This is a genomic window from Streptomyces sp. NPDC048441 (assembly GCF_043200235.1).
GTDB lineage: Bacteria > Actinomycetota > Actinomycetes > Streptomycetales > Streptomycetaceae > Streptomyces.
The window spans coordinates 1-21,506 of sequence record NZ_JBICXM010000016.1 but is presented as its reverse complement, the minus strand read 5'-3'; the positions used below and the strand labels follow the sequence as shown (position 1 = coordinate 21,506).

At 69.2% G+C, this 21,506-nt stretch carries 22 protein-coding genes and 2 pseudogenes; 10 read left to right on the top strand and 14 right to left on the bottom strand.

The window, feature by feature from the left end; all coding sequences use genetic code 11:
* Nucleotides 1-14: 14 nt before the first annotated feature.
* On the top strand, nucleotides 15-1,004 hold the full coding sequence (locus ACGFSB_RS31565) for an ABC transporter permease (protein ID WP_393406591.1): 990 nt from the start codon (nucleotides 15-17) through the stop codon (nucleotides 1,002-1,004).
* 9 nt (nucleotides 1,005-1,013) lie between these two features.
* Here ACGFSB_RS31565 and glgC read toward each other — a convergent pair whose 3' ends face one another.
* The 4 genes from glgC to ACGFSB_RS31545 are packed head-to-tail and all read right to left on the bottom strand — an operon-like array spanning nucleotide 1,014 to nucleotide 4,960.
* The gene (gene glgC, locus ACGFSB_RS31560) at nucleotides 1,014-2,234 is read right to left on the bottom strand and encodes a glucose-1-phosphate adenylyltransferase (RefSeq protein ID WP_393406287.1); all 1,221 of its coding nucleotides are present in this window, start codon (nucleotides 2,232-2,234) and stop codon (nucleotides 1,014-1,016) included.
* Between the two features lie 22 nt (nucleotides 2,235-2,256).
* Complete coding sequence (gene glgA, locus ACGFSB_RS31555; protein WP_393406284.1) at nucleotides 2,257-3,423, bottom strand: glycogen synthase; 1,167 nt, start codon at nucleotides 3,421-3,423, stop codon at nucleotides 2,257-2,259.
* A gap of 53 nt (nucleotides 3,424-3,476) precedes the next feature.
* Complete coding sequence (locus tag ACGFSB_RS31550; protein ID WP_393406281.1) at nucleotides 3,477-4,217, bottom strand: IucA/IucC family C-terminal-domain containing protein; 741 nt, start codon at nucleotides 4,215-4,217, stop codon at nucleotides 3,477-3,479.
* An 11-nt stretch (nucleotides 4,218-4,228) separates the two neighbouring features.
* On the bottom strand, nucleotides 4,229-4,960 hold the full coding sequence (locus ACGFSB_RS31545; protein WP_393406279.1) for a class I SAM-dependent methyltransferase: 732 nt from the start codon (nucleotides 4,958-4,960) through the stop codon (nucleotides 4,229-4,231).
* 422 nt (nucleotides 4,961-5,382) lie between these two features.
* Here ACGFSB_RS31545 and ACGFSB_RS31540 point away from each other — a divergent pair, with 422 nt between their 5' ends.
* Nucleotides 5,383-6,387: a DMT family transporter gene (locus ACGFSB_RS31540; protein ID WP_393406276.1), complete on the top strand. Its 1,005-nt coding sequence runs from the start codon at nucleotides 5,383-5,385 to the stop codon at nucleotides 6,385-6,387.
* A gap of 47 nt (nucleotides 6,388-6,434) precedes the next feature.
* On the opposite strand, the gene ACGFSB_RS31535 is transcribed toward ACGFSB_RS31540, so the two are convergent.
* Complete coding sequence (locus ACGFSB_RS31535; protein WP_393406274.1) at nucleotides 6,435-7,658, bottom strand: transglycosylase family protein; 1,224 nt, start codon at nucleotides 7,656-7,658, stop codon at nucleotides 6,435-6,437.
* Nucleotides 7,659-7,801: 143 nt separating this feature from the next.
* The gene (locus ACGFSB_RS31530; RefSeq protein ID WP_393406271.1) at nucleotides 7,802-8,773 is read right to left on the bottom strand and encodes an acetylxylan esterase; all 972 of its coding nucleotides are present in this window, start codon (nucleotides 8,771-8,773) and stop codon (nucleotides 7,802-7,804) included.
* Between the two features lie 99 nt (nucleotides 8,774-8,872).
* On the opposite strand from ACGFSB_RS31530, the gene gndA reads away from it, so the two are divergent.
* The gene (gndA, locus tag ACGFSB_RS31525; RefSeq protein ID WP_393406269.1) at nucleotides 8,873-10,315 is read left to right on the top strand and encodes an NADP-dependent phosphogluconate dehydrogenase; all 1,443 of its coding nucleotides are present in this window, start codon (nucleotides 8,873-8,875) and stop codon (nucleotides 10,313-10,315) included.
* Nucleotides 10,316-10,330: 15 nt separating this feature from the next.
* Here gndA and ACGFSB_RS31520 read toward each other — a convergent pair whose 3' ends face one another.
* The 5 genes from ACGFSB_RS31520 to panD all read right to left on the bottom strand — a co-directional run bounded on the left by ACGFSB_RS31520 (nucleotide 10,331) and on the right by panD (nucleotide 12,590).
* The gene (locus tag ACGFSB_RS31520; protein ID WP_393406267.1) at nucleotides 10,331-10,519 is read right to left on the bottom strand and encodes a hypothetical protein; all 189 of its coding nucleotides are present in this window, start codon (nucleotides 10,517-10,519) and stop codon (nucleotides 10,331-10,333) included.
* Between the two features lie 114 nt (nucleotides 10,520-10,633).
* On the bottom strand, nucleotides 10,634-11,080 hold the full coding sequence (locus ACGFSB_RS31515; protein WP_393406265.1) for a nitroreductase family deazaflavin-dependent oxidoreductase: 447 nt from the start codon (nucleotides 11,078-11,080) through the stop codon (nucleotides 10,634-10,636).
* A gap of 66 nt (nucleotides 11,081-11,146) precedes the next feature.
* The gene (locus tag ACGFSB_RS31510) at nucleotides 11,147-11,812 is read right to left on the bottom strand and encodes an aspartate/glutamate racemase family protein (protein ID WP_393406263.1); all 666 of its coding nucleotides are present in this window, start codon (nucleotides 11,810-11,812) and stop codon (nucleotides 11,147-11,149) included.
* A complete protein-coding gene (locus ACGFSB_RS31505) occupies nucleotides 11,806-12,153 on the bottom strand; it encodes a GNAT family N-acetyltransferase (RefSeq protein WP_393406261.1) in 348 nt (115 codons plus the stop codon). The genes ACGFSB_RS31510 and ACGFSB_RS31505 overlap by 7 nt, the downstream gene beginning before the upstream one ends.
* Nucleotides 12,150-12,590, bottom strand: a complete 441-nt coding sequence (panD, locus tag ACGFSB_RS31500; protein ID WP_393406259.1) for an aspartate 1-decarboxylase — start codon at nucleotides 12,588-12,590, stop codon at nucleotides 12,150-12,152. Before panD ends, ACGFSB_RS31505 begins: the two co-directional genes overlap by 4 nt.
* A gap of 254 nt (nucleotides 12,591-12,844) precedes the next feature.
* On the opposite strand from panD, the pseudogene ACGFSB_RS31495 reads away from it, so the two are divergent.
* Nucleotides 12,845-13,081, top strand: a pseudogene (locus ACGFSB_RS31495) (ISKra4 family transposase); the annotation flags it as partial.
* Nucleotides 13,082-13,135: 54 nt separating this feature from the next.
* On the opposite strand, the gene ACGFSB_RS31490 reads toward ACGFSB_RS31495, so the two are convergent.
* Nucleotides 13,136-13,564 carry a MarR family winged helix-turn-helix transcriptional regulator gene (locus ACGFSB_RS31490; protein WP_393406257.1) on the bottom strand — a complete coding sequence of 143 codons (429 nt, stop codon included), beginning with the start codon at nucleotides 13,562-13,564 and terminating at the stop codon, nucleotides 13,136-13,138.
* A gap of 132 nt (nucleotides 13,565-13,696) precedes the next feature.
* On the opposite strand from ACGFSB_RS31490, the gene ACGFSB_RS31485 reads away from it, so the two are divergent.
* The 3 genes and pseudogenes from ACGFSB_RS31485 to ACGFSB_RS31475 form a co-directional block, all read left to right on the top strand.
* Nucleotides 13,697-14,584 carry an MBL fold metallo-hydrolase gene (locus ACGFSB_RS31485; protein ID WP_393406255.1) on the top strand — a complete coding sequence of 296 codons (888 nt, stop codon included), beginning with the start codon at nucleotides 13,697-13,699 and terminating at the stop codon, nucleotides 14,582-14,584.
* A 31-nt stretch (nucleotides 14,585-14,615) separates the two neighbouring features.
* A complete protein-coding gene (locus tag ACGFSB_RS31480) occupies nucleotides 14,616-14,966 on the top strand; it encodes a hypothetical protein (protein WP_393406253.1) in 351 nt (116 codons plus the stop codon).
* A gap of 124 nt (nucleotides 14,967-15,090) precedes the next feature.
* Nucleotides 15,091-15,255 (top strand): annotated as a pseudogene (locus ACGFSB_RS31475) (DegT/DnrJ/EryC1/StrS family aminotransferase); the annotation flags it as partial.
* Nucleotides 15,256-15,393: 138 nt separating this feature from the next.
* Here ACGFSB_RS31475 and ACGFSB_RS31470 read toward each other — a convergent pair.
* The gene (locus ACGFSB_RS31470) at nucleotides 15,394-15,735 is read right to left on the bottom strand and encodes a hypothetical protein (protein ID WP_393406251.1); all 342 of its coding nucleotides are present in this window, start codon (nucleotides 15,733-15,735) and stop codon (nucleotides 15,394-15,396) included.
* Nucleotides 15,736-16,561: 826 nt separating this feature from the next.
* Between ACGFSB_RS31470 and ACGFSB_RS31465 the strand changes: the two genes are divergently transcribed.
* Nucleotides 16,562-17,008: an NUDIX domain-containing protein gene (locus ACGFSB_RS31465; protein ID WP_393406248.1), complete on the top strand. Its 447-nt coding sequence runs from the start codon at nucleotides 16,562-16,564 to the stop codon at nucleotides 17,006-17,008.
* On the top strand, nucleotides 17,005-18,999 hold the full coding sequence (locus ACGFSB_RS31460) for an ABC transporter ATP-binding protein (RefSeq protein WP_393406246.1): 1,995 nt from the start codon (nucleotides 17,005-17,007) through the stop codon (nucleotides 18,997-18,999). The genes ACGFSB_RS31465 and ACGFSB_RS31460 overlap by 4 nt, the downstream gene beginning before the upstream one ends.
* A gap of 686 nt (nucleotides 19,000-19,685) precedes the next feature.
* Here the strand turns inward: ACGFSB_RS31460 and ACGFSB_RS31455 are convergent.
* Nucleotides 19,686-20,258, bottom strand: a complete 573-nt coding sequence (locus ACGFSB_RS31455) for a TetR/AcrR family transcriptional regulator (protein ID WP_393406244.1) — start codon at nucleotides 20,256-20,258, stop codon at nucleotides 19,686-19,688.
* Nucleotides 20,259-20,341: 83 nt separating this feature from the next.
* On the opposite strand from ACGFSB_RS31455, the gene ACGFSB_RS31450 reads away from it, so the two are divergent.
* Complete coding sequence (locus tag ACGFSB_RS31450; protein WP_393406242.1) at nucleotides 20,342-21,292, top strand: NADP-dependent oxidoreductase; 951 nt, start codon at nucleotides 20,342-20,344, stop codon at nucleotides 21,290-21,292.
* Nucleotides 21,293-21,506: the final 214 nt, after the last annotated feature.

The window sequence follows — 21,506 nt, the reverse complement described above, 5'->3', positions numbered from 1 at the left end:
CCGAGGCCAAGCCCATGAAGAAGCCAGCGGACGAGCAGACCGGAGCGACCCGCTCCGACCGCATCAGCGCCCTCGCCCAGCAACACGGCGCCCTGATCACCCTCGTGGTCGCCGTCATCGCGGCATCGCTCAGCTTCGACACGTTCCTGACGGGCGACAACCTGGAGAACATGGCGGTCTCCTCCGCGTTCCTCGCGGTCGTCGCGCTCGGCATGACCTTCGTCATCATCACCGGCGGCATCGACCTCTCCGTAGGGTCCCTGTTCGCACTCGGCGGGGTACTCGCGGCCTGGGGTTCGCAGTACGGGACAGCGGTCGCACTCCTCCTCCCGCTGGCCGTGTGCGGCCTGATCGGCCTGGTAAACGGCCTCCTGATCGCCCGCTCCCGGCTGGCCCCCTTCATCGTGACGCTGGCCGCGATGCTGGGCGCACGCGGCATCCTCCTGTCGATCACGGACGAGGGCTCCAAGACCTATCTGGTCGACAAGGACTCGTTCTTCGCGACGCTGGGGCAGGGAAAGATCCTGGGCGTCGGAGCCCCGGTCTGGATCACCCTGGCCCTCTTCGTCATCGGCGCGGTGATCCTGCGCCGCAGCAGCTTCGGGCAGTACGTGTACGCGGTGGGCGGCAACGAGGACGCGGCGGCGCTCATGGGCGCCCCCGTGGCCCGCACGAAGATCGCCGTCTACACCCTCTCCGGCCTCTGCGCGGGCCTCGCGGGCGCGCTCAACGCGGCCTGGCTCGTCTCGGGCGTCACCATCCTCGGCTCGGGCATGGAGCTGGAGGCGATCTCCGCGGTGGTCATCGGCGGCACCCTGCTGACCGGCGGCTTCGGCTTCATCAGCGGATCACTCGTGGGAGTAATGCTCCTGAAGGTCATCCAGAACGTCATCAACCAGATCGGCTCGCTCGACTCCGCCTACCAACAGGTGGTCAGCGGCGCCTTCTTGGCACTCGTGGTGATCGCGCAGACCTGGCTGGGACGCAGACGCCGGGTGCTGTAGGAGACACGGTCACAGCGGAACCGCTTGCCCCTTCCCCAGCGCGATCACGCCGCCCTTCGACACCGTGTACAGCTCTTCGTCCCGCTCGGGGTTGACGCCGATCGTCGCCCCGGGCGGTACATCCACGTTCTTGTCGAGGACCGCGCCCCGCACCACCGCTCCCCTGCCCACGCGTACGTTGTCGTGCAGCACCGAACCCTGCACGACCGCCCCTTGCTCGACCGTCACGCCGGGCGAGAGCACGGACCGGGTGACCTGGCCGCGGATGACGCAACCGGGGCTGACGATGGACTCGCTCGCGATGCCGCCCGCGCAGAACTTGGCGGGCGGCAGACCGCCCGGGTGGGTGTAGATGGGCCAGCGCCGGTTGTCCAGGTTGAAGACCGGCTGGTCCGAGATCAGGTCCATGTGTGCTTCGTAGTATGCGTCGAGCGAGCCGACATCACGCCAGTAGCCGTGGTCGCGCGCGGTCTCCCCGGGCACGTGGTTGTCGTCGAAGTCGTACAGCTGGGCCAGGCCGCGCTCGGTGAGCATGGGCAGGATGGAGCCGCCCATGTCGTGCACGGAGTGGTTGTCCTCGGCGTCCTGCTGGATGGCGTCGACGAGGGTCTTCGTGGTGAAGACGTAGTTGCCCATGGAGGCGAACACCTCGTGCGGTGAGCCCGGAAGTCCCGGCGGGTCGGTGGGCTTCTCCAGGAAGCGGTCGACGCGTGTGCCGTCCCGCGCGGGCGTGATGATGCCGAAGGAAGCGGCGTCCGCGCGCGGCACGCGGATTCCCGCGACCGTCACTCCCGCACCGCTCTCGAAGTGCTGATTGAGCATCTGCCGGGGGTCCATGCGGTAGACGTGGTCGGCGCCGAACACCGCGATGTAGTCGGGCTGTTCGTCATGGACGAGGTTGAGGGACTGCAGGATCGCGTCCGCACTGCCCAAGTACCAGCGCGGGCCCAGGCGTTGCTGGGCCGGGACCGGGGTGACGTAGTTGCCGAGGAGGCTCGACATCCGCCAGGTGGTGGTGACATGACGGTCCAGGGAGTGCGACTTGTACTGGGTCAGGACGCAGATCCGCAGGATGTCGCCGTTGACGAGGTTGGAGAGCACGAAGTCGACGAGGCGGTACGTGCCGCCGAACGTGACCGCTGGTTTGGCCCGGTCAGCCGTGAGGGGTTGCAGCCGTTTCCCCTCACCGCCCGCCAGGACGATTCCGAGCACCGAAGGTCCACCGCGCATCGCGCCGCCCCCTTAACTGGGATCACTTGGACTCGAGTAACTCCTCGTACATGTCGGTCGTGCGGCGCGCGACCGCGTCCCAGCCGAACTCCAGCACGGCGCGGTCGCGTCCGGCTTCACCCATGCGTCGTGCGGCGCGCGGATCGTCGACCAGTTCGTTCAGCACTTGTGCGAGCCGCGCCTCGAAGGCCGCGGGCTCCCGCTCCTCGTACGGGACGAGGAGTCCCGTGCTGCGGTCGGCGACCACCTCGGGGATGCCGCCGACGTCCGATGCCACGACCGGGGTTCCGCAGGCCATGGCTTCCAGATTGACGATGCCGAGCGGCTCGTACACCGAAGGGCAGACGAACACCCGGGCGTGGGTGAGGAGTTGGACGATCTGCGGGCGCGGCAGCATCTCCGGTATCCAGTGGACTCCCCCGCGGGCGCGGCTCAGCTCCTCGAAGAGGGTGCGGAACTCGGCGTCGATCTGCGGGGTGTCGGGGGCGCCCGCGCAGAGCACGAGCTGCGTGGCAGGGTCCAATTCCTTTGCCGCGCGCAGAAGATGGGGCACACCCTTCTGCCGGGTGATGCGGCCGACGAACAGGACGTAGGGGCGCTCGGGATCGATACCCAGGCGCTCCAGGACGTCCGTACGGGGGTCGGGGCGGTACAGGCCGGTGTCGATGCCGTTGTGGACGACGCGCACCTTCGCCGGGTCGATGGCCGGGTAGCAGCCCAGGATGTCGGCCCTCATGCCGTGCGAGACGGCGATCACCGCGTCGGCGGCCTCGACGGCGGTGCGCTCGGCCCAGCCGGACAGGGCATAGCCGCCGCCGAGCTGCTCGGCCTTCCAGGGGCGCAGAGGCTCCAGCGAGTGTGCGGTCATGACGTGCGGTATGCCGTGCAGGAGCTTGCCGAAGTGGCCCGCGAGGTTGGCGTACCAGGTGTGGGAGTGGACCAGGTCGCATCCCGCGGTGGCGGCCGCCATGGCCAGGTCCACGGAGAAGGTACGCAGGGCGTCATTGGCCCCTTCGAGGGCGTCCCAGGCCTGATGCCGTACGAGTCCTTCGGCGCCGCCCTGCTTTCCCCAGCAGTGCACGTCGACATCGACGAGGGAGCGTAACTCCCTTGCGAGGAACTCGACATGGACTCCGGCGCCGCCATAGACGTCCGGCGGATACTCCCGCGTGAGCAGTCCTACTCGCACGCAGAACCCCCTCGTCCGTCCGCCCCAGCCGCCGGCCGCCCGCACTCTCATGGTCACCCAGAAGCGCCCGGTGGGGAAGAGTCCCGCACTGACCTCTGGGGCGGCCGTTCAAAGCAACAGTCCCCGCACAGACCACCGTTGGGGAAGCGGTAGTAGAGGCAGCAGCTACGGCGCCGGAAGGCGGTGCCGTCGAGGGTTCCGGTGCCGCGCAGGTCGGGGTGGTCGAAGAGTTCGGCGGCCAGGGCCAGTGCGCGCTCCCCCACTTCCGCACGCCCCGTGCGCCGCGCCCAGGTGTGGAGTTCGCGGGCCGCTCCTGCGAGGGCGGAGCCCGCGTTGCCCCACAGCAGGGGTGCGGAGATCCGGTACCGCGTGCGCAAGGTATCGGCCAGGGGCGCCAGATGGCCGAACTGCACGGCGTCCCGGATGCTTGCGGCGTCGGCGGGCCGCGTCGTCACATCCGTCAGCCACAGGTCGTCGGGCGAGCTGCCGTCCGCGTCCCAGTGGAGCAGCTCCGGGTCGAGGTCCGGCACTTCGCCGTGCAGTGCGGCGGAGCCGAGCGCCACGGACCACAGCCGTGCCGCGAGCCCCAACTGCGCCACGGACACCGCGACGCGCACGTCGGGCGCCCCGAGCCGGGCGGCGACCTTGTCGACGCGGAACGCGAGGGGCCGGTTGTCTCCCGCGTATACCCGTGCCAATGGCGCCACTTGGGCGCCGCTCGGCGGCGCCCCCGTACGCAGGACGAAGAATCCACCGACGGAGCCGACTTCTGTCAGGTCGAGAGGGGCTTTCACGGGAGGAGAGCCTATGCGTCCTTGCGGAACAGGGCCGTCCACAGGAAGGGCTCGCCGAAGCAGGCGGACTCGGGCGGTTCGTCGTTCATGCGGCGCAGTTCCACCTCCGTGAAGTCGGCGAAGATCCAGCGCAGGGACTCCGCCGTGTAGGCGAGGCCGCCCTGGAGGCCGGACTCGCGGTAGAAGTCCGCGTCGGGCAGCTCGGAGCCCATCTCGCCGGTCGCGAAGCAGGTGAGGGCGAGGTGGCCGCCCGGGGCGAGGGCGCGGTCGAGCAGCGCGAGGTAGCTGACGCGGCGGTGGGGCGGCAGGTGGTGGAAGCAGCCGGAGTCGTGGATCAGGTCGTACGGACCGCACAGTTCGGCCTCCGTGAGCTCGAAGGCGTCACCGAGGTGGAACCGGATGTCCGCCCCGGCCTCACGGGCCCGCTCCCCGGCCCAGGCGACGGCCTCCGGGGAGAGGTCGACCGCGTCCACCCTGAACCCCTGGGCGGCCAGATGGAGGGCGTTGCGGCCGGGACCGCAGCCGAGATCGAGGGCTCGGCCGGGGGGGATCAGGCCCCGCTCGACGTACGAGGCCAGGTTTTCGTCGGGTTTCGCCACGAAGAACGGGACCGGCCGGGTGCGGTCGGTGTAGAAGCCGTCCCACCAGCTCGCCGCGTCGGCGGTCCAGCGGTCGGCCTCGGGCGCGAACAGGCCGTCGAGGAGCTTCATGACGTCGTCGACGCTGCGTATGTTCCGGTGCATCCGGACCCCTTTCCACGAGGGGCCAGAATATCGGCGGCGGCGACAAAAGCCCAGGTCAGATGAGTTTCGTCGAGCTCGCAGGCGGGCGTTCGAGAGGGCGTGAGCCCAGTGGAGGGCCACCGCCCCGGGTGGGGTGCGGGCGTCCGCTCACGCCGCGCCCAGAGGCCCTCGCGGAGGTATTCTTGACGGCGCTCGCACACGTTTCCGCAACATTCTGGATGATCCACCGAACCGCTGCGTAACCCACCCGTGGGAGGACATCTTCCCGGTCGTACTCCATCGGCAGTAGGACCCAATGCCTGCTGAGGTACGACGACGTGGATCGAAATTCACGAGATCGTAGTGACTATGGAAGCCGACCGTTCGCCTCGCCGGACGCCCCGGGCTCACGTCAGGGCGCATCGCATGTCGTGGAGCACCTCATGAGTGCCCTCACCGTCGCCGTGCTGCTCTCCCTCGTCTCCGCCGTGGCCTACGCGGGCGGGGCCATCCTTCAGGAGCGCGTCGCCGTGAGCACGCCGGAGCGGCGGTACGCACCGCTGCGCCGCGGCACCTGGTGGATCGCGATCGGTCTCAACAGCCTCGGTGCGCTGCTGCACGTGGTGGCGCTCGCGTACGGGCCGCTGAGCCTGGTGCAGCCGCTCGGCGCGCTCACCATCGTCTTCGCTCTGCCGATGGCCGCTCTCTTCGTAGGGCGCAAGGCGGGGGCGACCGCATGGCGCGGCGCGATCATGGCGACCGTGGGCCTCGCCGGTCTGCTCTCCCTGACGCAGTCGGCCGACGCGCGGTCCCTGGACGACGCCGAGCGGGTCATGGTGGCCCTCGCCACCGGCGGCGCCGTGGTGGCACTCATGATCGTGGCCCACGCGGTGCACCGGCACCCGGTGGTGCGCAGTGTGCTGCTCGCCAGCGCGGCAGGCGTCGCCTTCGGTATCGCCTCCGTGTTCACCAAGACGGTGGCGGTGGACTGGGATGCGAACGAGTCCCTGACACACCAGGTGCCGAGCCTCGCGGTGATCGCCGTCCTGGCCTCGGCCGGTGTGCTGATCTCGCAGGCCTCGTACCGGGGCGCGGGCCTTGCGGCGCCGCTGTCGACGGTGACGGTCGTGAATCCGGTCGTGGCGGCCGCGGTGGGCCTCACGCTCTTCGGCGAATCGTTCCGCTACGGCAACGCGGGTACGGCCGTCGCCCTGGGCTTCGGAGTCGTCGCGGCCGGCGGCCTGATACTGCTGACCACGGAGCGGATCGGCGCGGCGGTTCGTGTGCCTTCGTCGACTCTCCCGGTGGCCAAGGGCGGTCCTGTGGCAGCCGATGCCGAGTCCCCGGAGGCGCGGGCGGACGAGCTGCCCGCGGTGCCTTCCCAGCCTGCCGCTGCGACGCACCGGCGGGTGCTGTTCCGCCACGGACGCGAACGCATCGGCTCCTGAAGGCCTTCAAGGCCTTTGCAAGCTTCTTCGCGAGCTCTTCGTTCGGCTCAGATCCGTACGCCGCCGGAGCGCAGATAGGCGAGCGGATCGACATCGGAACCGAAGCCGGGCCCCGTCCGCACCTCGAAGTGCAGATGCGGGCCCGTGCTGTTGCCCGTGGACCCCGAGCGCGCGATGCGCTGTCCCGCGCCCACCTTCTGCCCGGCCTTCACGGTGAGCGCCGACAGGTGGCCGTACTGGGAGTACTTGCCGTCGGCGTGCCGGATCACCACTTCGTAGCCGTACGATCCTGCCCAGCCGGATGAGACGACTGTGCCCGCGGCGACGGACTTCACGGACGTGCCGGTGGCCACGGGGAAGTCGACTCCCGTGTGGTAGCCCTTCGACCAGGAGCCGCCCGCGGCGCGGTAGGGGGTGCTCGGCGAGGCGGCCACGGGTGCGGAGAAGCCCTGGGAGGCCTGGGCGGGCTTCGCCTTCCTGGGCTCGGCCTTCTTGGGCTCTGCCTTCGGCTTCGGCTCTGCCTTCGGCTGCGGTTTCGGCTCGGCCCGCTGCTTCGGTTCCGTCCGCGGCCTGGGCGCGGCCTCCGGCTTCCCTGACTTCTTCTTCGAAGCCTGCAACGCGAGCCGCTGGCCCGGCGTGATCAGGTCGGGGTCGCCGCCGATCTCCTTGCGGTTGGTGTCGTACAACTGCTGCCAGCCGCCGCTGACACGGCGCTCGTCGGCGATCCCGGAGAGCGTGTCGCCGTGCACGACCGTGTACATCTGGCCGCGGCCCGCGGTGGACTGCGGGGTCACTTCCGGCTTGACGTCCTTGACCTCGCGCTTGACCGCCTTGGGGGCCTTCGGCGCCGCCTTCTTGGGCGCGCCCATCGGCGTGACGTCGGGTGTGTCCCCGCCCCGCGTCAGGCCCGCCCGCTCCGAGCAGACCGGCCAGGCGCGGGGGCCCTGCGCCTTGAGGACCTTCTCGGCGACGGCGATCTGCTGGTCCTTGGTGGCGCGGTCGGCGCGCGGGGCGTAGACCGTGCCGCCGTACGCCTCCCAGGTGGACTGCGTGAACTGGAGGCCGCCGTAGTAGCCGTTGCCGGTGTTGATGCTCCAGTTGTTGGTGGACTCGCAGGCCGCGACCTTGTTCCAGGTGTCGACGTCGGCCGCGTCCGCCGTGCCGGTGCCGATGAGCGGGAGCGCCATCCCGGCGCCGCCCGCCGTGACGGTCAGCGATGCCCGGTTGATCCGGTTCGGCTGATACCGGCGGTGCCGACCGCGTACGGCCATGAGAGCCCCCTCAGTCACACACTTCACAGTCACGTCAGAACAGTCATGTCAGAACGGTCACGTCAGACACACGACAAGGCGGCAAGTTAGCCGCTCCGACCGAACCGTGACAAGGGTGCGTGACCGAGGAGGCACCCGACGGGTCAGCCCTTCAAGTGCTCCGCGAGCCACCTGAGTTGGACACCTTGCTGGTAGGGGCCACCACCCTCGTGATCGTTGAAGGCGTACACCTCCATCGACCGCTCGGCGCCCGCATAGGCGTTGTGCGCCGCGAACACGGTGGACGGCGGGCACGTCATGTCCTCGAGGGCCGACGAGAAGAGCGCGGGAGCCGTGCCCCGTGCGGCGAAGTGCACGCCGTCGAAGTAGGAGAGCGTGCGAAAGACGCGCTCTTCGGAGCCGCGCCTCGCCTTCATATAGAGAGCGATCTCTCTATATGGGGGCCTGTCCGTGAGGGTCGTGGAGCGCGGGAAGTCGCACAGGAACGGCACGTCGGACGCGATCGCCGCCAGGTCGGGGACGAGCCCGCCGACGGCCAGCGTGATCCCGCCGCCCTGGCTTCCGCCGATCGCGGCGACGCGCGAGGAGTCCACCAGCGGATGCGTACGGGCCGCCTCCACGGCACGTACGCCGTCGGTGAAGACGCGCCGGTAGTAGTACTCGTGAGGGTCCTCGATGCCACGCGTCATATAGCCGGGATACGCGGGCCCGCTGCCGACCGGGTCCGGTGTGTCACCCCCCGAACCGCCGAGGCCCTGCCCCCGGGTGTCCATCACGAAGTGGGCGAAGCCCGCCGCCGACCACAGCAGATGCTCGTGCGGGAGTCCGCGGCCGCCGCCGTACCCGATGTACTGGACGACGGTGGGCAGCGGCTCGGTCGTCCCGGCGGGCAGTATCAGCCAGCCTTTGACGGGATGGCCGCCGAACCCCGCGAACGTCACGTCGAAGACGTCGACCGTGCTCAGGTGTGCGTCGACAGGGGCGAAGCGCGCGTCCAGGTCGTACTCGCGTGCGGCTGAAAGGGTCTTCTCCCAGAAGGCGTCGAAATCCTCGGGCTCGGTCATGTCGGGCCGGTAGCGGCGCAGTTCGTCGAGCGGCATGTCGAAATGAGGCACGGGCGGCTCCTCCGTCGGACACAGTGTCGGAATGTCACGCTACGCCGCGGGGCAATACTGGCGAACACCACCGGCACTTCCACTTCCAGGAGCCACTGCATGAGCAGCACGTCAGCCCAGATCGGTGTCACTGGCCTCGCGGTCATGGGGCGCAATCTGGCCCGTAATTTCGCACGCAACGGCTATACGGTCGCCCTCCACAACCGCACGGCGGCCAAGACCCACGCATTGGTCGAGGAATTCGGCCACGAGGGCGAGTTCATCTCCACCGAGACCGCCAAGGAATTCGTCGCGGCCCTGGAGCGCCCGCGTCGCCTCGTCATCATGGTGAAGGCGGGCGAGCCCACGGACGCCGTCATCAAGGAGTTCGCCCCGCTCATGGAGCCGGGCGACATGATCATTGATGGCGGCAACGCGCACTTCGCCGACACCCGGCGCCGCGAGCGCGAACTGCGTGAGCAGAACATCCACTTCGTCGGCACGGGCGTCTCGGGCGGCGAGGAGGGCGCGCTGCTCGGCCCGAGCATCATGCCGGGCGGCTCAGAGGAGTCGTACGCCTCGCTGGGCCCGATGCTGGAGAAGATCTCAGCGAAGGCGGAGGACGGCGCCCCCTGTGTCACCCACGTCGGCCCGGACGGCGCGGGGCACTTCGTGAAGATGGTGCACAACGGCATCGAGTACGCGGACATGCAGTTGATCGCCGAGGCGTATCAACTCCTCCGCGATGTCGCGGGCTACTCCCCCGCGCAGATCGCGGACATCTTCCGCACCTGGAACACCGGCCGCCTCGACTCCTACCTGATCGAGATCACGGCGGAGGTCCTGAAGCACGTGGACTCCGCGACGGGCAAGCCGTTCGTGGACGTGGTCCAGGACCAGGCCGAGCAGAAGGGCACGGGCCGCTGGACCGTGCAGATCGCCCTCGACCTGGGGGTTCCGGTGTCGGGCATCGCGGAGGCGGTGTTCGCCCGCTCGCTCTCGGGCCACACCGAACTGCGGGCGGCGTCCAAGGAGTTGGCGGGCCCGACGGCGCGCCCGCTGGGCGAGGCCGAGGCCGCGGCGTTCGCCGACCAGGTCGAGCAGGCGCTGTACGCCTCGAAGATCGTGTCGTACACGCAGGGCTTCCACGAGATCGCCGCGGGCAGCGAGGAGTACGGCTGGCACATCGACCTGGGCGCGGTGGCCTCGATCTGGCGCGGCGGCTGCATCATCCGGGCCGCCTTCCTGGACCGCATCCGCGCCGCGTACGACGCGCGCGCCGACCTGCCGAGCCTGCTCTCGGACAAGACGTTCGCGCAGGAGATCGACGCGGCCCAGGACGACTGGCGCGCGGTCCTGGTCGCGGCCACCCAGCAGGGTGTCCCCACGCCGGGCTTCTCGGCTGCCCTCGCGTACTACGACGCACTGCGCTCGGACCGTCTGCCGGCCGCGCTCACACAGGGGCAGCGCGACTTCTTCGGAGCGCACACCTATCGGCGTACGGACCGCGAAGGGTCGTTCCACACCCTGTGGGGCGGTGACCGCTCGGAGGTGGAGGCCTAGACACTCCCCCGACCGTCAGATCGGCTTCGGCTCGGTCTCGGGCTCCGGTCCCGGCGGCGGGAGCGGGGTCGGCGGTGGGCCCGGTGTGGGCCGTGGCACGGGGCCGGGGCCCGGTGTGGGCCGCTCGGGGTCCGGCACCGGGCTCGGCCCGTTCGGGTCGGGGATCGGGCTCGGCGGCGCGGGGTCGGGGTACGGGTGGGTCATGTCTCCTCCATCGAGGTCGGAGATCGGTCGTGTCCACTCTCTCCCGCCTCGCGTGCCCACGCCCGCCGAGTCCACGCGTCCGCGCGCCGTCCGACCTCGGTCCTGTCAGTCCTGTCAGTCCTGGGTGCGGCTGAGCCGTACGACGGGAATGTCACGCTCCGTCTTGGCCTGATAGTCCGCATAGGGGGCGAACAGCTCGACGAGGCCCGGCCAGACCCTCGCCTTCTCCTCGGCTGACAGCGTCTCGGCGCGCGCGGAGAATCGCTCCTCGGTGCCCACGCGGAGCCGTACGTCGGGCTCCTCCAGAAGGTTGAGGTACCACAGGGGGTGCTCGTCGGCGCCGCCGTTGGACGCCACGATGAGATAGTCGTCGCCGTCGCGGCCGTAGATCAGTACGGTGCGGCGCAACTGCCCCGTGCGCCGTCCGCGGTAGTCGAGCAGCAGGCAGGTGACACCTTGGACCCCGGTGCCCTTCGTGCCGCCCGACTCCTCGTATGCGCGTGCCTGCTCGGCCACCCAGCCGGTGGGACTGATCACGACCTCTTCGTCCTGCTGTGCCATGTCCGCTCCCGCGATGTCGAAGTGAGTACGCGGGTGGCGAGTGGTCACTCACCACCCGCGCTCAGCCTACGACTTGGCCTCGGCACCGCACCGGAGAACAGCGGCGCGCAGTCCGGGGCGCGGGCTGGAGACGACCGGGACCGGCAGTGTGGTGCGGTCCGCCGCGTCCGCCATGGAAGCCTGGGCGAGGACGACGGCGTCGACACCGGCCAAGCCGTCGACGGCGAGCGCGACGAGGCGCGCGCACCCGTCCTGATCACCGGCTTCGAACCGCTCCCAGGCGCCGTCCACGAGAACGGTCGTGATGTCGACGGGCCGCCCGGCGCGGGCGGCCTCCTCCTCGACGAGAGCGACGGTCGGCTCCAAGGTGCTCTCCACCGTGGCCACGACGGCGACGGAACGCCCCGCCGCCACGGCGGCGGCCGCCATGGGCCGGTCGACCCGCAGGACCGGCACACCGGCCGCGGGGGCGAGCGACTCGGCGACGGCACCGATGGTCGAGCAGGTGCAGAGCACGGCGCTCGCCCCGTCGGCGACGGCTCGCTTCAGCAGCGCCTCCACCTCACCGGCCACCGTGTCAGGACCCTCGGCACGGGCCCGCGCGAGCAGGTCCGGATGGACGAGGTGCCGCAGGGCGAACCCGGGATGGTCCTGGTCCCGCAGCCCATCGAAGACGGGGACGTGCACGGGCGAGGTGTGCAGCAGAGTGAGTGTCGGGCCCGGCGTCACCATGCGGCCGGATCCGACTTCACCTTGTCCAGAGCGGCACGGACCAGCTCTCCCGAGGGGACGGGCGCCTCCTCCGGATGCCGCTCGGCCCACTTCACGACGTACGGACACAGGGGAGCGACGGCGATACCTTCCCGCGCCGCCATCGCGTACAGCTCCCTGGCGAGCAATCCCGCGATGCCCTCGCCCTCGTGCGCGGGCACGACTTCGGTATGCACCGGCACCAGCGCGGACTCGGGGTCGGCCAGCGTGAAGTAGACGATCTGGCCGACGACTTCACCGCCCGCGCGGGCTTCGAGGGCGCCGCGTGCCCGGTCGTCGCGGATCTCGATCCCACTGCTCATCGGCTCTCCTGGAGGTCTCGCACGGCCTGCGGGCTGCGCACCATGCCATCGGCTCCCGGCACCGGCGCGGCAGCGTCGTCGCCGAGGGCCACGATGCGGTTCTCCTGGCCGTCCACGTGCACGACCTTGGGCCTCAGGGTGCGGGCCTCGGCGTCGTCGACCTGGGCGTAGCTGATGATGATCACCCTATCGCCGGGGTGCACGAGGTGCGCGGCCGCCCCATTGATCCCGATGACACCGCTGCCGCGTTCACCCTCGATGGTGTACGTCTCCAGGCGGGCGCCGTTGGTGATGTCGACGATGTGCACGAGCTCGCCGGGCAGCAGGTCGGCGGCGTCGAGGAGGTCGGCGGCGATGGTGACGGAGCCTACGTAGTGCAGGTCGGCCTGGGTGACCGTGGCACGGTGGATCTTGGACTTAAACATAGTACGCAGCATCGAGCTACTCCCATGAATCGGCTCCCTGCCTGCATATTTGCAGGTCAAGGGCTGTTTCCACACCTTACAACCAGTCGCGCGTTCGGGCAGCTGTCCCTGGTTTTTCAGGACTCATGCTGACCACTTGCTGACTTTCCTGACGCATCGTCAGGCGAATACAGAGGGCGTCGTCCGCCCTCCCGAACCTCACCGCGACAACAGCCCAAGCCTAAGCAGCACCCCCCAAGGGGCGTCCGTGATCACCGTCACAGAGGCGGTGTGGGCGGCCGATCGCCACCGGCCCGATCGAAGGTGCCTGCCGCGACTTGATCGGCGACCGCCTCGACATCACCGGCAGCCGCTGGGGACTCCACGGGGCGGAGGCCGTTCTCACGCTCCGAGCCCTCATCGACAACGGCGACTGTGCCGCCTACTGGCGACACCACCTCGCCCACGAACACGAACGCCTCTACCCCGCCCCCGACCAGCACAACTACGACCTCACGGCCTGATCAGGAACGTCCCTGAAGGAGAGCCAACACCCAACTCCTCTTGCCAGAGTCGGCTCACGGGCGGGTGATGGCTTGCTCAAGCAAGTCCTGAAGAAGGCGCTGCTGCTGCGGGGTGAGGCCGGCCAGCGGTGAGTCCTGAGCAAGGAGCTCGAGGAGCCGATCTCGGAGGGCATTGCCCTTGGCGGTGAGGACGAGTTGCTTTGCGCGGCGGTCTGTGGGGTGCGCGTGGCGCTCGACCAGGCCCTGCTTCTCGAGCTTGTCGATGACGAAGGTGGCATTGGAGGGTTCGCAGCTCATGCGTTCGGCGAGCTCTCGCATGGTCATCGGTCCGGTCATCTCCCGCAGCGCGGTCGCCTGGGCCGCGGTGAGGCCCAAGTTGACGGCGCGTTCGCGTACGTGATCGGCGATCTGCTGGGCCAGTCCGTTCACCAGACCGCACACCTCTCGCTCGGCGAGGGCCTGCGGTTCCGGGGGCGTCGTCATGCCTCCACCCTAGCAAGTCCATCAAGCCAGAATAATTACAGCTAGAATATTTCTAGCTTGATGCTTATGGTTGCGTTGTTGCCGCCGCGAGGCGCGGCGATGACCTGACACCGACGAAAAAGGGGAGAGACCATGGCGAACTCCGTGGCCGACCAGGCCGAGCGACTGCGGCGGCCGGCGGGAATCCGCTCGGTATGGCTGGGCGACACGAGAGTGTCCTTCGTGCCAGACGGGGATGTGCGGCTCAGGCCGCGCGATCTGCTCCAGGACACGACCGATGAGACGTGGGCCGCCTACCCGGAGTATTTGGACGCCTCGGGCAACCTCGTGGCGAGCATCGGCGGTCTGTTGGTGGAGCACGGCGGCCGCGCGCTGCTGATCGATGCGGGGTTCGGACCGCAGGCGCTCCCGGCGGCCCCGGACGGGCCGCGCGGCGTGATCCACGGGGGTGCGCTCCTGGACAGTCTGGCCGAGGTCGGCCGCGGGCCGGAAGAGATCGAGATGGTGGCCTTCACCCACCTGCACTCCGATCACCTCGGCTGGGCCTGGCACCCCGCCCCAGGCGGTGACCGGCCCGTGTTCGCCCATGCCGACTACCTCGTGTCCGAGCCGGAATGGGCCCAGCGCGACCTGCTGGCGGCACAGGGCATGACCCAGGAGGTCACAGCCCTGGCATCACGCGTGCGTACCGTGACGGACGAGCAGGAGATCTTCCCAGGCGTGCGCGTGCGGATCACCGCCGGTCACACCGCCGGACACGCCGAGTACGTCATCACCTCGGGTGGACAGCGACTGATCGCCTTCGGCGATGCCCTGCACTCACCGATCCAGATCGACCACCCTGAATGGTCTTCGGCCTTCGACCACGACCCTGTGCGGTCCGCCGAGCACCGACGCCGCCTCGTCGTCGAGTTGGAAGACCCTGACACGATCGGCTTCGGCATCCACTTCGCCGACGTGGTGTTCGGGCAGGTCCGGCGGGACGGCAACGGCCCCGCCTGGCGCCCCCTGGACACCTGAAGACACTTCCCTCCAGACGAACTAGACCCAGTTGAGCCTGCGGGAACAGGACATCGAAGCGGTCGGCGCTGAGCTGGAGCGGCTGTGGCGCACTCGGCCCGTGGGCTTGCCGGACACCACCTACCCAGACCAGTTCCTCGCCGCCATCACGCCTGGCTCCAGCCGCCACGTCGCGAGCTGCTTCGGTGGGACTCGGCTGCACTTCATCGAACCGGACGGATCTGTATGGGACTGTCCGTCTGGCCTCAAGATCGCCGCCACCCCCGTGGAGCGGCGTCGCTCCATCAGGGAGCACAGTGCCGCTGCCCTCTTCGACCACGACGGCACCTGCGTCGACTGCGCCCTCTTCTCTGCCGACTGCCTGCCCCCATGTGGCCGCTGACCGGCTTCTCCACCTTCCTCACCGGGAGCCGTCCATGACCCGCGCCTCTGCCGTGCCGACCCCGACGGGAGAGGGACGCCCCATGGCTGACCTGTTCACCACCTAGCGGTCCCGCGCATACGAACACGACCTCGCCCAGGCGCTCGGCGTGGCGCATGCCATCAGCGTCAGTTCCGGCACCGCGGCGTTGCACGTGGCGCTCCTGGCCGCAGGCATCGGGGCCGGCGACGAGGTCTTGGTCCCGGCCCTCACCGTGCCGATGTCGATTGCCGCGGTGCACCACGCCGGAGCCGCCTCCTGGACCGGCGGACTGCACTCCCCGACGCCGCAGCCACCCGCATCGCCGAATGGATCAATGAGGCACTGCGCGCCACGCGCATCGCCCATGTGCCCGAGCAGCGGACCGCTTTACCGGCCAGCGGTGAGTTCAGACCGTGAGGGAAACAAGTTCGGCGATCCGGCCGAAGAGCTCCTTGCCGATGACCTTCGTGTCCTCCGGGGCGTACAGCTCACCGAGTTCCACCTCAGACACCCATTTGAAGGGGTGGACCGCCACGGCCACCGGCTCTCGCGGGGCCTCGACGACCGCGACAAACAGATGGTCGATGTGCACGTGTTCTTCGGGGTGGTGGTTGTCCCGGTTCGCCTTGATCGCGACCGTCCACCACGGTGCCACCACCGCCGGATGCGGATATCCATCCGGCAGTTCCAACACCGGTGCGGGCAGCAGTCTCCCCTCGAATCCGGACTCTTCGACGCCCTGATCCACACCGAGTTGCGAGGGTGGTAGACGACCGCCGAGAGGTCCGCTACACGCCACAAACCCCAGTGGAGTCAGTGGTGACCAAAGCAGCCCCCCGCTCCGCGGACCTGATGAAGCGCGGAACGTTGCACGCCGATCCGCTGATCACCTCGCCAAGGTCGCTCAAGGACATCAACGAGGCGTCCAAGGACGCAACAGTCCGCGCCGGTGTGCTGGCTCTAACGATGCCTCACCACCCTCGGGACGCCTTCCGGGCATAAGACGTATCCAGGGTGCGCGGTACTGATCCGCAGGATGGAGAGCGTGCGATCCCCGTTCGAGATCGCCTTGGGCCGCGCGAAGCCGTCGCACTCGCGGCAGCCCGATGGAGGGCGCGACGGACACCAACCTGCGTCGTGCCATCCCCCAGAAGAGTGACCGGAACCCACATGAGTGATCGAACACAGGATTACGGCTCTCCTGCACAGCCAGCAGAGGGCGGGGCGCCCATATTCGAAATCCCGTCCTACATTTCGCTCCCAAGACCCCGTGACGGGACAAGAAGCGTCCCGTTACCCGATCGCCTGTCCGCATCTCTCCCGAGGAATCGCCATGCATCCCGTACGCCGTCCTGCCTTGGTTCATCTTGCGTTCGAAATCACCAGCGCCACCTTGACCACCTGCGCTCACGCAGCCGCCGCCACCGCCGATGGGTCACGTCCGGATACGAGGTACCGGGCATGACGGACTCTGCGGCCCTCCCCTCCACCCTCAGCCCGTTCGTCACCACGCGCGGCCGACACGCGGTCGAGCAGCTCATGCGGGAGGGACAGCGTTGATCGAAGCTCACCTCTTGATCGCAGACGTGGCGCAGATTCTGCTCCGTGCGAATGGCGCCGCTCTGTGCGTTCGCCGCAATCCGGATGCAGCACTCGCGCCGGGAAAACTGACCGTCGTAGGCGGCCACCTCAAGGCTGGCGAACCACTGGACCTCGCGGCACGACGCGAAGCGGCAGAGGAGACCGGCATCCAGATCGACGCCGACCAGCAGGAGTTCTGCGGGCTTGTCCATCATCACGAGCCCGGCGGCACGGACCGGATCACCGCGGTCTTCGTGGCGCAGTCGTGGACGGGTGAACCGCATAACGCGGAGCCGGACAAACACGAGGGGCTGTTCTGGGTGTCGATCGAGCAGCCGCCCTCCGAATGCCACCCCTACACCAGCCACATCTTCCACATGCTCACCCATGGCCCGTCCTACCGGGCTCTGAACTGGCCGGTACGGGGAGGCAGCGCGTGAAGCGGTTCTTCGGCAAAGTCCGCATGGCCGAGCCCAAGGTCTCCGACGCGGAACGTGAACTCTTCGGCGGACCTCTGCGCTACGACATGGGCTGGTCCCAACACGAGCATGCGGGCCTGGATCTGACCATGATGTCGGCGCTGCGCTCCATGCCCGCGCTCGTCGGCGCCACCCTGCGTATGGCGTGGCAGGCCGACCGGCGGGCGCTGCTGGCCGTGGCGGTCAGCGAGGTCGGCCAGGGCATCGCGGCGGCCATCGGGCTGCTCGCCGTCAACGCCGTCATGCACGCGCTGCTCGCCGGAACGGGCAGCGCCAACGAGCGGCTGCACGCCCTGTTACCCGGCCTGCTGGCCGCCGCCGCCATCGGTGTCGTCAACTCCGCCCTCTCTGCCTGGTCCACCTCCCGTGCGGGGCGCCTGGAGCCGAAGGTCGAGCGGATCGCGACCACCCAGTATCTGGCCGGCGCTGTCAGCGTCGAACTGGAGGCCATCGACGACCCAGACTTTCGCCGGCTCGTCGACATCGCACAGCACGGCCCCGGCTCCGCCCGCCGCATGATCGGAGCCTGCGTCGCCGCGCTGAACGGCATCATCTCGCTGATTGCCACGGCCGGTGTGCTCGCCGTTCTGGACCCTGTACTGATGCCCATGCTGGTCCTCATCGCGGCCCCGCGTGGCTGGGGCGCCATGCGCGTGGCGCAGGAACGGTACGTGTCGGTGATGAGCTGGATCGAGCATGTGCGGGCCAGCCGCCTCATCGGCAACCTGCTCACTGAGCGCTCTGCCGCGCAGGAGGTGCGCATCCACGCCGTGGGCACCTTTCTCCTCGACCGCTACGAGCGCATGGCCGAGAGCGCCGAAGCCGAACAGGAGCGACTTGCCTCCAGCAAGGCCCTCACCGAGTGGGTCGCCTCGGCGCTGTCCGGCCTGGCCTTGGCCACGACGTACGCGGCCATGTTCTGGCTCATCCTCTCCGGGCACATGAGCCTGGCCATTGCCGGCACCGCCGTGATCGTGGTGCGGACCGGTTCGGCGAGCCTGGGCGGGCTGGTGATGAACATCAACCAGTTACACGAGGAGTCGCTGTACGTCCGCGATCACGGCCGGTTTCTGACCGAGGCAGCACGGCGCACCATCCCCGAGGGCGGCTGCCCTGTGCCCGAGCGGGTCGGGGAGATCGCCCTCGACGGCGTCACCTACCGATATCCCGACTGTGACACGGCTGCCCTGCAGCAGGTGTCGCTGACCCTGCCGATGGGGTCGGTCACCGCTGTGGTCGGCGAGAACGGCTCCGGCAAGAGCACACTGATGAAGATCCTTTCGGGGATGCTGCTGCCCCAAGCCGGCACCCTGCGCTGGGGCGAAGAGGACGTGACCGGTCTCGACCGCTCGCAGGTCTTCGCGCGTGTCTCCCTGCTCACCCAGGATTTCCAGCGCTGGCCGGTAACCGCCGAGATGAACATCCGCCTCGGCCGCCCGGCCCACGCCGCGACATCGCAGGACCTGGAGCCGTCGGTCGACTATGCGGGCGCCGCCCCGGTCATCGCCAAACTCCCCGACGGTCTGCGCAGCCTGCTGGCCCGCATGTTCCGCGGAGCGATCGAGCTCTCCGGTGGCGAGTGGCAGAAAGTGGGGCTGGCCCGCACCCACTGGCGCAGCTCAACCTCGCAGGCCGACAGCGTCCTCATCGTGGATGAGCCCACCTCCGCGCTCGATCCCGAGGCCGAGATCGAAGCCTTCGACCGCATCCGCCGCCTTGCCGCTCCGAACCGGGCCGTCGTCCTGGTCACCCACCGCATGTCCGGTGTCCGCCACGCCGACCACATCTACGTCCTCAACGCGGGACACCTCAGCGAACACGGCACGCACGACGAGCTCATCGCCGCACGCGGGCGGTACGCCGCCATGTTCGACGCTCAAGCCGCCCAGTACGCCCCCACCACGGCCAGCATCCCGAACCCTGCCGCACCCTCCGTCGCGGATCCCGCATGACCCGTCCGCACGAAAGGCCCGACGTGACGACACCCCCCATCACTGACTTCGACGACACGCGCCCCCTTTCGCCACCAGCTGGCCGACCAGCTCGCCGAGGCCGGCCACATCCGAACCTCCGCAGTCGACGAAGCCACTGCTGATCCGCCGCAACCGGACCACCGGCGAACTCGCCTTCTACCGGTGCTGGTCACCCACCGAAGTGACGCTGGCCGAACTGGTCCGCGTCGCCGGTGCCCGCTGGAGCATCGAGGAGTGCTTCCAGGCCGCCAGGAGCCAGGTCGGGATCGACCACTACCAGGTCAGGCACTGGACGGCATGGCACCGGCACATCACCCTCGCCATGCTCGCCCTAGCCTTCCTCACTGCCGTCGCCGTCGCCGGCGCGGCACCCCACCGGCCAACAGAACCGCACCACCCCACCCGAAAACATGAGCCGATACATCTGACCGTCCCAGCGATCCGTCGCCTGCTCACTGCGGTCCTCACTCCGCCGGCCATCACCACGGCCAAACTGCCGCACTGGTCCAGTTGGCGCCGACACCACCAGTCAGCGGCTCGACGCAGTCACTACCGCGACGATCTCTCAAGGAGCCCACCAGATGGGCCAGGAAGCCGCAATGAGGTAAGGCCGTTTCCCGGACAGCCAGTTCTACGCCTACCTGCGAGGCATGTTTTCGGCCGACTCAGCGGATCGTTGGAGCCTGCGGCGCGACCACTTCGCGCAGCTCGGCGGCGGCTTGGGCCATGAGCTGAGCGAGGGTGGTGTCCGGCTCGGCTAGCCAGCGGGGCATGGCTCGCCGGTGGATCGCCAGTACCACGTCGATGAGGAAGCGTGCTTTGCCGGGCTCGACGCCGCGGCGCTCGAGCGCCGGTGCCAGCGCGTCGGCGATGTCGGCGAGCTTGATCAGATCGCGCTCGGTCAGGGCCGGGTTGGCGGCGATCACTCTTCCCCGGCGCAGCAGGAACTCGCGTGGGCGGAAGATCTCCTCGGCGGTTCCCAGCGCGGTCAGCAGCGCATCGATCGGGGTGAGGCCCGGGTCGGCTGCCTCGACCTGGGCGACGAGGTGGGCCTCGAGTTCGTTGCCGGCGAAGAGGACTTCCCGCTTGTCGGGGAAGTAGCGATAGAAGGAGCGCTCCTTCAGTCCGGCGGCGTCTGCGATCTGCGCGACCGAGGTGCGCTCGAACCCCTGTGTTTCGAACAGCTGGAGCGCTGCGCGTTCGAGTCGGCCCTGTGCGTCGGATTCCCATCGCGGCATGTCCACCATCCTACGACAACAGGAGCTGTCATCGGCTGGTACGGTCAATGACAACAGATGCTGTCATCAGCCAGGAGGTCGTCATGAAGGCTCTGCAGTTCGACCGGTTCGGTTCCCCGGACGTGATCGTGCTCCGCGACGTCCCACAGCCGGAGCCCGGACCCGGCCAGATCCGGATCGCTGTGCGGGCGTGCGGCCTGACGCCGGCCGACTGGCACGTCGTCGACGGTCTCCTCGCGGACCATCTGCCGCCGCTGCCGCGCGGGCTCGGCCTTGAGGTCGCGGGCACCGTCGACGCGCTCGGCGAGGGCGTCGACGGCGTCCAGATCGGAGACCGTGTGTTCGGCCCGGCCACCTTCGACGGCCCGACGGCCGGCGCCGCCGAGTACGCGCTGATGCCGGCCTGGGCACGCATTCCCGAGGGCGTAACCGCCGAGCAGGCCGCTGCGCTGCCGATGGCGGCCGAGACGGCGTGGCGTGCGCTCGAGGATCTCGGCGTTCAGCCGGGTGAGCTGCTGCTCGTCCACGGCGCGGGCACCACCGTGGGTGAGGCGGCGGTGCGCTTCGGGCTGCACCGGGGTATTCGGGTGATCGCCACCACCGGGCCGACTCGGGCCGCCGCCCTGGAAGAGATCGGCGCCCAGGTGACCGCCTACGGCGAGGGCATGGCCGAACGCGTCAGCGCACTGTCCCCGGGCCCCGTGGACCGCGCCCTGGACACCACACCGACCGGGGGCCGGATCGACCGCGCCGACCAGCCCAGTCCGGCCGGCGGCTCGCTGCCGACCCTGATCGAGCTGACCGGGGACCCCGACCGTGTCCTCACCGTCTCGGACTTCGCCGCCGCAGCCGAACTGGGCGTCCGGATCACCACCGAGATCCGCTACGACCAGATGAATGAGTTCGCCCGGCTCGCCGGCGAAGGCATCCTGGTCGTACCGGTCGCCCGCACCTACACCCTCGACCAGATCCAGGAAGCGGCCAAGCTCAGCCAATCCCGCCGCCCCGGCGGCAAGCTCATGCTCGTCCTGTGATCACCTTGCTGGCCTGGTCAGGTGAAAGGAGTCCACACACCGCGATGATCACGCGGTGACCGCACCCGTCACCGACCAGGGTCCCTACAAGATCGCGAAGTCACACTGGAGTACTAGGTGCTCTACCGGTAGTTCGTTAAATCCGGCGGTAGAGGTCAATACCGTGTCCGGTGGTGACGGCGTCGATCAGGGCTTGGAGCTCGGCGGGTGGGTC